The organism is uncultured Virgibacillus sp. (assembly GCF_947495635.1).
Taxonomy (GTDB): Bacteria; Bacillota; Bacilli; order Bacillales; family Amphibacillaceae; genus Virgibacillus; species Virgibacillus salarius.
In genome coordinates this window covers 1-13049 of record NZ_CANMAB010000023.1, presented here as the reverse complement: position 1 = coordinate 13049, position 13049 = coordinate 1, and the positions used below count along the sequence as shown (strand labels likewise).

Below are 13049 nucleotides of genomic sequence, written 5' to 3'. Positions count from 1 at the left end.
GCTGTTTTCTTTGACTCCCAACATCCTTTCCCACACCCTTTTTCCTCTAAAAAAGTAATTGATGATATGTGCCTAACAATTATTCAAACGTTTGTACAATATAGCATTAAATATGACAAGTGCATAGTTTTTGTCTTGTTTTCAAAAGCTAATGGCAGAAAGGAGTTTAATTATAATGCGTCCATTGCTTTTTGTTATTACCCTCTTAATGATAATGATCCCACTATCTTCATCCTTGGCTGCTGAGGATAGCTTAGACAAGCAGTCCATTATCGTAGAAGTTGAAGGAAGTCCTAGTGAACATCGAAATTATCTACAGGATCATTATCCCTTTATTGACGTCGTAGCTGTTTATACAAAATTATTTAATGGGCTCGCACTGCAAGGAACCCCACAAGAATTACAAAGAATGCAATCACTGGATTTTGTGAAAAATGTACATGCAGTAAAAACATATGAAACAACAAGATTCAAAAATTTAGGCGTTGATAGTGAAAATGCCGTTTTTCCATATGAATTAAATGATACAGGCTATACTGGAGAAGGTGTAAAAGTAGGTGTGATTGATACAGGAATTGACTATGAACATCCTGATTTACAAAAGAACTATCAAAGGGGATATGATCTGGTAGATTTGGATGATGATCCAATGGAAACGAAGTCTAAGCAGGGCATCCCTACCTTACATGGATCTCACGTATCTGGAATTATTGCTGCGAATGGGCAATTGAAAGGTGTAGCACCTGAGGCTGATATCTATGCGTACCGTGCCCTTGGTCCAGGTGGCAGTGGTACGTCGGTACAAGTTATTGCGGCAATGGAGCAGGCAGTGGAAGATGGTGTGGATGTCATGAATCTATCATTAGGAAATAGTGTGAATGGACCTGATTACCCAACAAGTGTGGCAGTAAACAAAGCTGCAGAACTCGGTATAGCTGTAGTGATAGCAAATGGTAATAACGGTCCAGCTAATTGGACTGTTGGATCACCAGCTACAGCAAATAAAGCATTGTCAGTTGGAGCTTCTAGTCCAGAACGAGAGATGCCATTCCTCTATGAAAGATGGGATGATAAACAGATTAGTCTATCCACTATGTCAGGGTCTGTACCATGGAATCTTGATACGTTTTATGAGATAGTAAATGCTGATACAACAGCAAATGTTAAAGGTAAAATTGCGTTGTTCACGCGTGATGACGTGCCTTTTTCACAAAAGGCACAAGCGGCTCAAGTAGCAGGAGCTAAAGCGGTAGTTATTCACAATAATGAAGAAGGTCATTTTCAGGGGATGATTCATACAGATAAGCAGCCAATTAACATACCAGTGGCATCGATTTCTCAAAGCGACGGGGAATGGCTAAAGAAAAAATTAGATGAAAAAGAGAAGCTTTCTTTAGAAACCAACTATAAAAAAATAGAAGAATCCATTGCAGACTTTAGTTCTAGAGGTCCTGTAACCGTTAATTGGAACATAAAACCTGATATTTTAGCTCCAGGTGCTTCAATAGTAAGCACTGTCCCAGGTGGTTATCAAGCATTGCAAGGAACAAGCATGGCTGCACCGCATGTGGCAGGCGCGATTGCCTTAGTAAAAGAAGCAAATCCAACTTGGTCAAATGCAAAAATCTATGGAGCCATAAAAACTACAGCAGCAAGATTGAAAAATGATGAGGAAGAGTCTATTGATCCTATTGTTCAGGGTATGGGTCTAATTCAACCAAAACAAGCTATAGAGGCGGAGACTATTTTATATGACCCACAATTAACGTTTGGTCAAATTGATGACTATAGTGAAAATAGAAAGCGAAAAACGATAATTGAAAACACCAGTAATAAAACGAAAACCTATCATTTTAAGATTCCATATAAACAAGCAGGATTGAGCTGGAAACTACCAAAATCTTTTACACTAAAACCGCATGAAAAAAAGCAAATAACAATTGAGTTAAGGGTAACATCTTCACAATTAAAAAAAGGTGTACATCAAGGTTGGATAACCCTTAATGAGCAAGGTAACACATATGAAATGCCTTATTTGTTTGTAAATAAATCTGCGGACAACCCTAAAGCAATGGGCTTTGAATTTTCATTAAAACCTTTTTCCGATGATGTATTTACGTATCGATTATATGTAACAGAACCGGCACAGCGCGTTGATATTGATCTTTACAATCCGGATACACTCGTTTATGAGCGTAGACTAATGACCAAGGAAGATATGAATACAGGAGTAAATGAAGGACAATTAAAGAAATCGGAAGCTGGTGAGTCAGGCCATTATTTAGCAATTGTTACAGTCCAATTAGCAGATGGATCATATGAGAGCCATCAAACGATGATAACAATACCTTAATAAGTATAAAGTAATCATTTGTTCACAGAAATGTCACGAATTAGCAAAGGAAAATCCACTATACTGATAGTAGGATTTTCCTGGCTTTTGTTATACCTTAGTGGGTTTACAAACAGTTTCAAAAAAAACGTCAAATCCCTTGAATCATGTTGTAAATTTTGGCTAGTAAATTTAATGCAAAATATGCCTGAAACTAATTGACATTAAGGGGTTGCTCCTGTAAACTTGCTTAGTGTGGAATGGTAGGGGTTTCACAGCACTTAAGTACATTTCTCCTTATTTAATAGCCGTTACATAATATACGATGTAACCCAGCTGAAAGAACATAAGATTTTCCACACAGAAACTTCGAATCCAATGAATGTGAAAACAAAGAACAACGAGGAATACGCATAAGGAATAAACCACAGTTTAGGTTAGTTTCCGAATGTTTGAAAGAATAAGTACATGCTATTCAACTTCTGTTGATAAATGACGAGGGAAGAGGGAATTATGTCGCAATTTGAAAAAATGACTGCACGACAACGCAAGTGGATGTTCTACCTTCTCGCTATTTTTGTACTTGGGGCTGGATTCACACCATATCCTCGTATTTTCCTCGGGCTGCTTTTAGGGAGCATTGTAAGTTTTTATAACTTATATTTACTCCAAAAGAAAATTGTCGATTTTACTGATGCGGCAGCCAATAAAACACCAACTCGAGGTATCGGCACTGTATCAAGATTCGCTGCGGCTGCTTTAGCTATTATTATTGCACTTCGAATGGAGGAGAACTTTCACATCATTGCTGTATTAATTGGATTAATGACATCCTATCTCGTCATTATGATAGATTTTGCTCTTTATAACATTAAACATTCGAGCAAGAAAGAGGGGTGAATAACGTGGATCATACTGCACCGATTTACCATGACTTATTTGGTATTTCATGGCTTGATTTTAATTTATCTAATGTATTAATGATGTTCATTACATCACTTATTGTATTTGTATTGTGTGTTCTAGGTGCTAGGAAGCTACAAATGAAGCCATCAGGCGCACAAAATGTAATGGAATGGATCCTAGATTTTGTAAAAGGAATCATCAATGACACCATGGATTGGAAGACTGGGAAACTATTCCTCCCACTAGCATTAACACTGTTCACTTATATTTTAGTAGGAAACATGCTAGGGGTAATTACAAACGGTGTTGTTGGTCATGATGTATGGTGGAAGTCACCAACTGCTGATCCAGGAATAACACTAACGTTATCAGCAATGGTAATTGTTTTAACACATTTTTATGGTATTAAACTTCGCGGTGGAAAAGCATACTTAAAGAGTTATGTACAACCTCTATGGCCGCTATTTCCAATTAAAATCGTCGAAGAGTTCTCAAACACGCTTACATTAGGCTTACGTCTATTTGGTAACTTGTATGCAGGGGAAGTATTACTTTCTCTATTAGTAGGTTTAACTACTTCTTCCGTATTAGGATTTTTAGGTGGAGCTATTCCATTCTTGGCATGGCAAGGATTCAGTGTGTTTATTGGAGGAATTCAAGCCTTTATCTTCACGATGTTGGCAATGGTTTATATGTCACATAAAGTAAGTGAAGATCACTAATATCGTTAATTAGCCTGTCTTTATATTTGAGATAGGAAATTATTAAAAACTTATACAACATTTTGAGGAGGATTTATATTATGGGAGCTTTAGCAGCTGCAATAGCAGTAGGATTAGGTGCATTAGGTGCTGGTGTAGGTAACGGTTTAATCGTTAGTCGTACAGTTGAAGGGATTGCCCGTCAACCAGAATTAAAAGGTCAATTACAAACAACTATGTTTATTGGTGTAGGTTTAGTTGAGGCAATGCCGATTATTGCCGTAGTTATCGCATTAATGGTTATGTAGAAATAGAATGTATCTTTAATGGCGAAGACCATCTTTATAAAGTGCTTCGCCGTTGTTTGTAATGAGTAGGAAGTAGAAGATAGATGGTTCACGATAAGAAGTGAAAGGAGTGAATTCTGTGCAAGCATTCACGGATTATTCGATGATTTATGCAGCACTTGGTGGTTTCCATTACGGTGATATGTTAATGCAATTGTTTTTCTTTATTGTATTGCTTCTTTTAGTTCGTAAATTTGCTTGGGGTCCAGTTATGAACATGATGCAAAAGCGCGAGGACTATGTTGCAGGTGAAATTGAAGCAGCTGAAAAAAGTCGTGCCGAAGCAGAACAGGCTTCTAAAGAAGCAATGGAACAACTAAAGCAGACGAAGCAAGAAGCGCAAGCAATGATTGAAGAAGCACGGAATGCTGGAACTAGACAGCAAGAAGAAATTATCGCTGCTGCAAAAGCAGAAGCTGATCGCATGAAAGAATCAGCTCAGGTTGATATTCAGAATGAGAAGGAAAAGGCACTGCAAGCATTGCAGGATAAAGTTGCTTCCTTATCTGTACTTATCGCAAGTAAAGTAATTGAAAAAGAAATAAGTTCTCAGGATCAGGAGAAACTTATTAACGATTACATTAAAGAGGTAGGAGAAGAGCTATGAGTAATGCAGTAGTTGCAAAGCGATATGCAGAGGCTCTTTTTCAACTAGGAAATGAAAAAGCTACATTAGAACAGCTTTTAGATGAGCTTCGTGTGGTTAAAAAAGTAGTTGAAGATAATGAAGATCTTTATATATTCCTAAAGCATCCACGTATTACTAATGAGAAAAAGAAACAGTTCCTTGACGAAGTGTTTAACGGTCTTCAAATAGATGTTATCAATACGATGAAACTATTAGTAGAAAGACATCGCATTGAACTCACTTCATCCATTATTGATCATTTTATCCAGTTAGTAAATGATGCGAAAGGGATTGCAGATGCAACTGTTTATTCGGTTCGTAAATTAGCGGATGAAGAACGCCGTGAATTAGAAGATAGCTTTGCTAAACGATTTAATAAGAAGAAAATCATGCTTACAAACGTTGTAGATCCAACACTTATAGGTGGAATGAAAATTCGTTTAGGAAATACGATTTATGATGGCTCCGTTAGCGGCAAGCTAAAAAGAATCGAACGAAATATTGTAACTGCAAACAAATGAAGATAGGGGTGAAATGGTATGAGCATCAAAGCAGAAGAAATCAGTAATCTGATTAAGCAACAAATCGAAACTTTCGATTCAGATATTGAAGTAAGTGATGTCGGCACTGTTATCGAAATTGGTGACGGTATCGCACGTGCTCACGGTCTTGATAATACAATGGCTGGTGAGTTACTAGAATTCTCTAATGGTGTAATGGGATTAGCACAAAACCTTGAGGAAAGCAATGTTGGTATTGTAATTCTTGGCCCTTACACTGGTATTAAAGAAGGCGACGAAGTTCGTCGTACGGGACGTATTATGCAAGTACCTGTTGGAGAGGAATTAATCGGACGTGTTGTTAACCCGTTAGGTCAGCCATTAGATGGCAAAGGATCTATTGAAACGTCTAACACACGCCCAATCGAAGCCCAGGCACCAGGTGTAATGGATCGTAAATCGGTTGATGAACCATTACAAACAGGTATTAAAGCGATCGACGCTCTTGTACCAATCGGACGTGGGCAACGTGAATTAATTATTGGTGACCGCCAAACTGGTAAAACAACAGTTGCTGTTGATACTATTTTGAACCAATCTGACCAAGACATGATTTGTATCTATGTAGCAATCGGTCAAAAAGAATCAACTGTAAGAAGTACGGTAGAGACGTTCCGTCGTCACGGTGCATTAGACTATACAATTGTTGTATCAGCTAGTGCATCTGACCCTGCACCATTATTGTATCTTGCTCCTTATGCTGGTGTAGCAATGGGTGAAGAGTTTATGTATAACGGAAAGCACGTACTTGTTGTATACGATGATCTATCAAAACAAGCTGTAGCATATCGTGAGCTTTCATTACTATTGCGTCGCCCACCAGGACGTGAAGCATTCCCAGGGGATGTATTCTACATCCACTCGCGTCTTCTTGAACGGGCTGCTAAGTTAAGTGATGCAATGGGAGGCGGCTCATTAACTGCACTCCCATTTGTTGAAACACAAGCTGGTGACATCGCTGCCTATATTCCAACAAACGTAATTTCGATTACAGACGGACAGATATTCTTACAATCTGATTTATTCTTCTCTGGGGTTCGTCCAGCAATCAATGCTGGTTTATCTGTATCTCGTGTTGGTGGATCAGCACAAATTAAAGCAATGAAAAAAGTTGCTGGTACACTTCGCTTAGATTTAGCATCTTATCGTGAGTTAGAGGCATTCTCTCAATTTGGATCTGATCTTGATAAATCAACTCAAGCAAAATTGAATCGTGGTCAGCGTACAGTTGAGATTCTTAAACAAGGGCTTCATAAGCCAATGGTTGTTGAAAAACAGGTGATGAGTCTTTATGCATTAACAAGAGGATTCCTTGATGATATTCCAGTTGAAGACATTCTTCGTTTTGAAGAAGAGATGAACATTTGGATGGATAGCAACCGTAAAGAACTATTAGACTCTATTCGTGAAACTGGAAAACTTCCAGAAGAGTCTGATATGAACGATGCAATCGAAACATTCAAGAAAACATTCTTGCCTTCTGAAGGTTAGAACTTAGTATGAGATACAATACGCGTAACCTTTTACATGAAAGGGCGGTGAAATAGCTTGGCATCACTTAGAGATATTAAAGGTAGAATTGATTCTACGAAGAAGACAAGAAAGATCACTTCTGCTATGCAAATGGTATCTGCTTCTAAGATGGCAAAAGCAGAACAAAATACCAAGGCATTTGAACCTTATAGCCAAAAAATCCAGGAGGTCATGGCAAATATTGCTAACTCCTCGACAGATGCAACGCATCCAATGCTGGAGATGCGTGAGGTTAAGAAGAGCGGTTACCTTGTTATTACAGCAGATAAAGGTCTTGTAGGGGCATACAATAGTAATGTTTTAAAAAGCCTTTATAAAACGATTCAGGATCGCCATAAGTCAAAAGATGAATATACGATTATTGCAATTGGACGTATGGGTTATGAATTTTGTAAAAAAATGGATCTTCCTGTTGCTAAAAGTGTCATAGGGATCGCAGATCAACCTGATTTTGCAGACATTAAAGCACTTGCTTCTGAAACGGTACAATTGTATGCCGATGAGGAAATTGATGAATTATATATGTTCTATAACCACTATGTTAGTGCAATCTCACAAAAAGTTACGACGACACAACTGTTGCCGATTACTAATCTGGGAGAACAGGCTAGCTCTAGTAGTGAATACGAATATGAACCAAATGCGCAGCAAATTCTCGATATACTTTTACCTCAATACGCAGAAAGTTTAATCTATGGTGCATTATTAGATGGTAAAGCGAGTGAACACGCGGCAAGTATGACGGCGATGAAGAGTGCAACGGATAATGCTGGCGAGCTTATTGATGACTTGACATTAACCTATAACCGCGTGCGTCAAGCTGCAATTACGCAGGAGATTACGGAAATCAGCGGAGGAGTAGCTGCTCTCGAGTAGCATTCCTTGCGTTTTCTGGAAAGTTAGTTAGGAGGGAAATCGATGAGCAAAGGACTTGTTACACAAGTTATGGGACCTGTCGTTGACGTTAAATTCGAAGACGGACAGCTTCCTGATATTTACAACGCTTTATCAGTCCAAGTGGTTACTGATCAAAAAACAGGCTCAACGACAGAGCTAGCATTAGAAGTAGCGCTGCACTTAGGTGATAATAGCGTTCGGACAATTGCTATGTCATCAACAGATGGTTTGAAGCGTGGAATAGAAGTTGAAGACAAAGGAAAGCCAATTTCTGTTCCTGTTGGTGATGTGACACTTGGAAGAGTATTTAATGTACTTGGTGAGAATATTGATTTAGATGAGCCATTATCTACAGAAGTACGTCGTGATCCAATTCACCGTCAAGCACCAGAATTTGAAGACCTGACTACGGAGACGGAAATATTAGAGACGGGTATCAAGGTCGTTGATTTATTAGCACCTTATGTTAAAGGTGGTAAGATTGGTTTGTTTGGCGGTGCTGGGGTTGGTAAGACCGTCTTAATCCAAGAATTAATTAATAATATCGCCCAAGAGCATGGTGGTATTTCCGTGTTCGCAGGTGTTGGTGAACGTACACGTGAAGGTAATGATCTTTATTATGAAATGAAGGACTCAGGTGTTATTGCTAAAACAGCGATGGTATTTGGTCAAATGAACGAACCACCAGGTGCTCGTATGCGCGTAGCATTATCCGGTCTAACAATGGCTGAGTACTTCCGTGATGAACAGGGACAAGACGTATTATTGTTCATCGATAACATTTTCCGTTTCACACAGGCTGGTTCAGAGGTATCTGCACTTCTTGGACGTATGCCATCAGCGGTTGGATACCAACCAACACTTGCTACAGAAATGGGACAATTACAAGAACGAATTACATCAACAAATAAAGGATCTGTTACTTCTATTCAGGCAATTTATGTGCCTGCCGATGACTATACAGACCCTGCACCAGCGACAACATTTGCTCATTTAGATGCAACAACAAACCTTGATCGTGGATTATCTGAGCAAGGTATTTATCCTGCGGTGGATCCTTTAGCATCTACATCACGTGCATTAGACCCTGAGGTCGTTGGAAACGATCATTATCAAGTAGCAGTAGAAGTACAACAAACACTACAGCGTTATCGTGAGCTACAGGATATCATCGCTATTCTTGGTATGGATGAATTGAGTGATGAGGATAAATTAGTTGTTGCTCGTGCTCGCCGTATTCAATTCTTCCTATCTCAAAACTTCCACGTTGCTGAGCAGTTCACAGGACAAAAGGGTTCATATGTACCTGTAGCAGAAACAGTGAAAGGATTTAGAGAAATTCTAGACGGTAAACATGATGACCTTCCGGAAGATGCTTTCCGTTTAGTTGGACGTATTGAAGAAGTAGTGGAAAAAGCAAAAGAAATGGAATAATAGAAGTTGGCTGAAGCTATGGAAAAGTATGTATATACTTGGTCAATCCAATACATTGATTGCTTCATGTCAACAGAGGAGGGGTTACATTGAAAACACTAACTGTGAGTGTTGTTACTCCTGACGGTCCAATACTGGAAGATAGTTTTGAAATGGTCAGCTGTAAAGCAGAGAGTGGAGAACTGGGGATTTTACCAGGGCACATCCCACTTGTAGCACCATTATCCATTAGTGCTGTCCGTTTAAAGCGTGAAAATAATATCGAACGATTAGCGGTTAATGGAGGTTTTATGGAGGTTAGACCAGACAAGGTGACGATTCTAGCACAATCTGCTGAAAAACCTACAGATATAGATATTCAACGTGCAGAAGCTGCAAAAGCTCGTGCAGAACAACGCCTGCAGTCGAAACAAGACAATGTTGACTTCCTGAGGGCAGAATTAGCACTCCAAAGAGCGATAAATCGACTAAAAGTCGCAAAGTAAGCAATGGTGTTTGTTCACCATAGCATAGCGTTACTCATGTGATCATAGGTCAGTAATATTCATTGGGCAATGTTAATAATCATTCTTAATAGTTGCTTATTACCTTAAAAACCTTTTATAACAAAAGTTATAAAAGGTTTTTTACTTCATGATATACCATAAAATCTGAATTCCCACTAAAAATTACATTAATTAACAATGTATACATTAAATACAAGAAAAAGTGAAACCCCAATCAATGGGTTTTTTACTGTGTAAAGTATGAATAGTTTGTCGATATTTCCCGGGAAATGGATAAAATGTAACTTCAATCAGCGAGCGATGTTTATCCCCTACTTATCCATATTGGTTTCACTTTATTGTTTGAAGCGGCGTCTTACTGTCAGTTATATGAGGAATAAAAGTAAGCGTTTGATAATCGCTCTCCTTCTATTTCTCTACATGATTGACTTTTTTTAGCATACATGGCAAAGTTAGAAAGAGTAATAAAATAAAGGTGGTACTTATGTTTTCGATTGGACAACAAGCAATAATTAGTATTCTATCGCATCTACTATTTATATATCTCACATGGCGGTTAATAACGGCAATCAACTTTGAACCTATTATTAAGAAAGGACGAGCAAAGGAAGCTCAAATCTTTATCTTATTTATAACGATCGTTATTGGCTCTGGAGTAAGTAGGTTCTTTTTAGAAATTCTCCAATGGTCTAGAGATTTAAATCACTTATTTTAATTAATATTTTATAAATCTAGTAAAATGTCATAATTTGTATCGTATGTATTGAGATCTCTCGGTTCATACTATGGGTAACTATAGTTGGACACGGGGGATTTTATTATGAAAAAGATATTTATATTATCTATTATGCTACTAATGATTACAAATAATGTTGCAGCGAAGCAATCATTTAATCAAAAAGAGCTTGTTGATTTAGCTAATTATATGATGAATAACAGTGCCAAGGTGGAAGATTGGCAAGTAACTTTAAAGGAAGCTATCACTAGAGAGGATAGTAAACATCTTGTACATGAGTTACAAACCAACTTTAAACCTAATTTTTCCGAGGACAAAAATAAGTTAAAATATTCCTTTAGTGACGCTCTATTACCAGAGGGGATTAACGTATTATATAATGTGGTGATTCCTAAGCAAAAGCAGTATAATGCAGAACTCATTATTGTTATTAAAGGAAAGAGCTGGAGTAAAGAAATTGAAAAAAACTATAGAAACGTATTAACTACTAGTTTAAATGCATATTTTACTGAAGCTGTAAAAAAATTTGCTTGTCTGACGACTAAGGGGAATGATATAATAAGTGGTGATTATTTTTTAGAAAACATGACAAATTATTTTCAAGTACAACAAGTAAAGACACAATTTGATAATGTGAAGAATTCAACGCATAAAAAAATAATTTATGGGTATACACCTCTATGGAATCAAAAAATTTCTGTAGATAATACATCTATGAACTTACAAATCGCAATCAAAGATACAGGATCGGACTATCCTACATATACGATAGGAACACCTATCCTAATAAATGAATATTAATATAATGAAATTGGATCTGAAGGAGATTTGAAATATGGAAAAAATCATCGTAAGAGGCGGACACCAATTGGAGGGCACCGTTAGGGTTGAAGGTGCTAAAAATGCTGTACTTCCTGTCATTGCAGCCAGTCTTATTGCAAGTGAAGGAAAGAGTGTTATTACAGATGTCCCTGAACTCGCTGATGTATATACAATTAATCAAGTATTGAGCAATATGAATGCAGATGTTACATTTGAAAATAATACAGTTACTGTTGATGCTTCAAATAAATTAACTACGGAAGCCCCATTTGAATATGTTCGTAAAATGCGTGCCTCTGTATTAGTAATCGGACCATTACTGGCACGCTATGGCCATGCAAAAGTAGCTATGCCTGGTGGATGCGCAATTGGGTCAAGACCAATAGATTTGCATTTAAAAGGGTTCGAGGCTATGGGTGCAGAAACTCATGTTGGTAATGGCTTTGTAGAACTGAACGTAGATGGGCGTCTTAAAGGTGCAAAAATTTATTTAGATATGCCTAGCGTTGGTGCAACAGAAAATATCATGATGGCTGCTGCGCTTGCAGAGGGTAAGACAATAATCGAAAACTGTGCAAAAGAACCAGAGATTGTTGACTTGGCAAATTATTTAAATAAAATGGGTGCTAAAGTTGTTGGTGCTGGTACAGAGACGATTCGAATTGAAGGTGTAGATTCACTACATGGGGTTGAACATACCATTATCCCGGATCGAGTTGAAGCAGGTACATTTATGGTTGCAGCTGCAATTACAAATGGAAATGTATTGATTGAAAATGCAGAAAAGGAACATCTTCGTTCTGTTATTTCTAAACTGGAAGAGATGAACGTTTCTATTACTGAAGAAGACAATGGTCTTCGTGTTATTGGTCCTAAGAAGCTTAAGGCAACTGATATAAAGACTCTACCACATCCAGGATTTCCTACAGATATGCAATCACAAATGATGGCACTGATGCTAGCTGCTCAAGGTACAAGTGTTATTACGGAAACGGTATTTGAGAATCGGTTTATGCATGTAGAGGAATTCCGACGCATGAATGCAAAAATGAAAATCGAAGGTCATAGTGTCATTATTGAGGGTCCAAGTAACCTTCAAGGTGCAGAAGTAGCAGCAACAGATTTACGTGCCGCAGCTGCATTAATTTTAGCTGGTTTATGTGCTGAAGGTGTTACTAGAGTAACAGAGCTAAAGCATTTGGATCGCGGATATGTAGATTTTTCTGGTAAGCTTGCATCCCTTGGAGCTGATATTGAACGAGTGGATGAGAATGGCCACGCCATAGATTCTTTTGTACAAGTAGATGCCACAAATAATCAAATTGCTGCTGAGCTATCTTAATCATGCTATGGAAAAAATACGAATTGTTAAACAGGTGATGGTTTCTTGCCACATCTGTTTTTTTATTGTCTAGGAAGTTATGAAATTATTCCATGTGGATAAATATGAGCGTGTTAAGCCGCATCCAGCTCCAGTGCTCAGAAACGAGGCGACTTCACGAATCGCCCTACAATAAGTTCGGATCACAAGCTCACCGTGAATTCCTTTATCTCCGTTGACTCGCTCCAGGCTACGTTTCTAATCGGGCGCTTGCGCTTTTGTTCTAAGTTAAGAAAGTATAAAATCAGTGCAATGACTGCGTTAAG

At 38.0% G+C, this 13049-nt stretch carries 13 protein-coding genes; all 13 read left to right on the top strand.

Annotated features, from left to right (window positions below; genetic code table 11):
- Nucleotides 1–175 precede the first annotated feature (175 nt).
- The 13 genes from Q1A47_RS07325 (at nt 176) to murA (ending at nt 12744) form a co-directional block, all read left to right on the top strand.
- Nucleotides 176–2353, top strand: coding sequence for a S8 family serine peptidase (locus Q1A47_RS07325; protein ID WP_121603955.1), 2178 nt, complete (start codon nt 176–178; stop codon nt 2351–2353).
- A gap of 492 nt (nt 2354–2845) precedes the next feature.
- On the top strand, nt 2846–3232 hold the full coding sequence (locus tag Q1A47_RS07320) for an ATP synthase subunit I (RefSeq protein ID WP_026681780.1): 387 nt from the start codon (nt 2846–2848) through the stop codon (nt 3230–3232).
- Between the two features lie 5 nt (nt 3233–3237).
- Entirely contained in the window at nt 3238–3960 is a 723-nt protein-coding gene (gene atpB, locus Q1A47_RS07315) for a F0F1 ATP synthase subunit A (protein ID WP_026681779.1), read from the top strand.
- An 80-nt stretch (nt 3961–4040) separates the two neighbouring features.
- Nucleotides 4041–4247, top strand: a complete 207-nt coding sequence (gene atpE, locus Q1A47_RS07310) for a F0F1 ATP synthase subunit C (RefSeq protein WP_019378207.1) — start codon at nt 4041–4043, stop codon at nt 4245–4247.
- Between the two features lie 118 nt (nt 4248–4365).
- Nucleotides 4366–4893 (top strand): F0F1 ATP synthase subunit B, encoded by a 528-nt coding sequence (gene atpF / locus Q1A47_RS07305; RefSeq protein ID WP_026681778.1) that lies wholly within the window; start codon nt 4366–4368, stop codon nt 4891–4893.
- Nucleotides 4890–5435: a F0F1 ATP synthase subunit delta gene (locus tag Q1A47_RS07300; protein WP_026681777.1), complete on the top strand. Its 546-nt coding sequence runs from the start codon at nt 4890–4892 to the stop codon at nt 5433–5435. Before atpF ends, Q1A47_RS07300 begins: the two co-directional genes overlap by 4 nt.
- An 18-nt stretch (nt 5436–5453) precedes the next feature.
- Entirely contained in the window at nt 5454–6965 is a 1512-nt protein-coding gene (gene atpA, locus Q1A47_RS07295; protein ID WP_026681776.1) for a F0F1 ATP synthase subunit alpha, read from the top strand.
- Between the two features lie 57 nt (nt 6966–7022).
- Nucleotides 7023–7883, top strand: coding sequence for an ATP synthase F1 subunit gamma (gene atpG, locus Q1A47_RS07290; protein WP_166530108.1), 861 nt, complete (start codon nt 7023–7025; stop codon nt 7881–7883).
- Nucleotides 7884–7925: 42 nt separating this feature from the next.
- Nucleotides 7926–9338: a F0F1 ATP synthase subunit beta gene (gene atpD, locus Q1A47_RS07285; protein ID WP_026681774.1), complete on the top strand. Its 1413-nt coding sequence runs from the start codon at nt 7926–7928 to the stop codon at nt 9336–9338.
- Nucleotides 9339–9427: 89 nt separating this feature from the next.
- A complete protein-coding gene (locus tag Q1A47_RS07280; protein WP_026681773.1) occupies nt 9428–9823 on the top strand; it encodes a F0F1 ATP synthase subunit epsilon in 396 nt (131 codons plus the stop codon).
- A gap of 505 nt (nt 9824–10328) precedes the next feature.
- Nucleotides 10329–10559 (top strand): DUF1146 family protein, encoded by a 231-nt coding sequence (locus Q1A47_RS07275; RefSeq protein WP_026681772.1) that lies wholly within the window; start codon nt 10329–10331, stop codon nt 10557–10559.
- Nucleotides 10560–10664: 105 nt separating this feature from the next.
- Nucleotides 10665–11381, top strand: coding sequence for a YwmB family TATA-box binding protein (locus tag Q1A47_RS07270; RefSeq protein ID WP_026681771.1), 717 nt, complete (start codon nt 10665–10667; stop codon nt 11379–11381).
- Nucleotides 11382–11415: 34 nt separating this feature from the next.
- Nucleotides 11416–12744, top strand: coding sequence for a UDP-N-acetylglucosamine 1-carboxyvinyltransferase (gene murA / locus Q1A47_RS07265; RefSeq protein ID WP_026681770.1), 1329 nt, complete (start codon nt 11416–11418; stop codon nt 12742–12744).
- The last annotated feature ends 305 nt before the right edge of the window (nt 12745–13049 follow it).

Bases quoted from the DNA above. Each gene is read 5' to 3' on its own strand.
- Q1A47_RS07275 (WP_026681772.1), top strand. From the start codon at position 10,329: ATGTTTTCGATTGGACAACAAGCAATAATTAGTATTCTATCGCATCTA.
- murA (WP_026681770.1), top strand. From the start codon at position 11,416: ATGGAAAAAATCATCGTAAGAGGCGGACACCAATTGGAGGGCACCGTT.
- atpE (WP_019378207.1), top strand. From the start codon at position 4,041: ATGGGAGCTTTAGCAGCTGCAATAGCAGTAGGATTAGGTGCATTAGGT.
- Q1A47_RS07300 (WP_026681777.1), top strand. From the start codon at position 4,890: ATGAGTAATGCAGTAGTTGCAAAGCGATATGCAGAGGCTCTTTTTCAA.
- atpD (WP_026681774.1), top strand. From the start codon at position 7,926: ATGAGCAAAGGACTTGTTACACAAGTTATGGGACCTGTCGTTGACGTT.
- atpA (WP_026681776.1), top strand. From the start codon at position 5,454: ATGAGCATCAAAGCAGAAGAAATCAGTAATCTGATTAAGCAACAAATC.
- Q1A47_RS07325 (WP_121603955.1), top strand. From the start codon at position 176: ATGCGTCCATTGCTTTTTGTTATTACCCTCTTAATGATAATGATCCCA.
- Q1A47_RS07320 (WP_026681780.1), top strand. From the start codon at position 2,846: ATGTCGCAATTTGAAAAAATGACTGCACGACAACGCAAGTGGATGTTC.
- Q1A47_RS07270 (WP_026681771.1), top strand. From the start codon at position 10,665: ATGAAAAAGATATTTATATTATCTATTATGCTACTAATGATTACAAAT.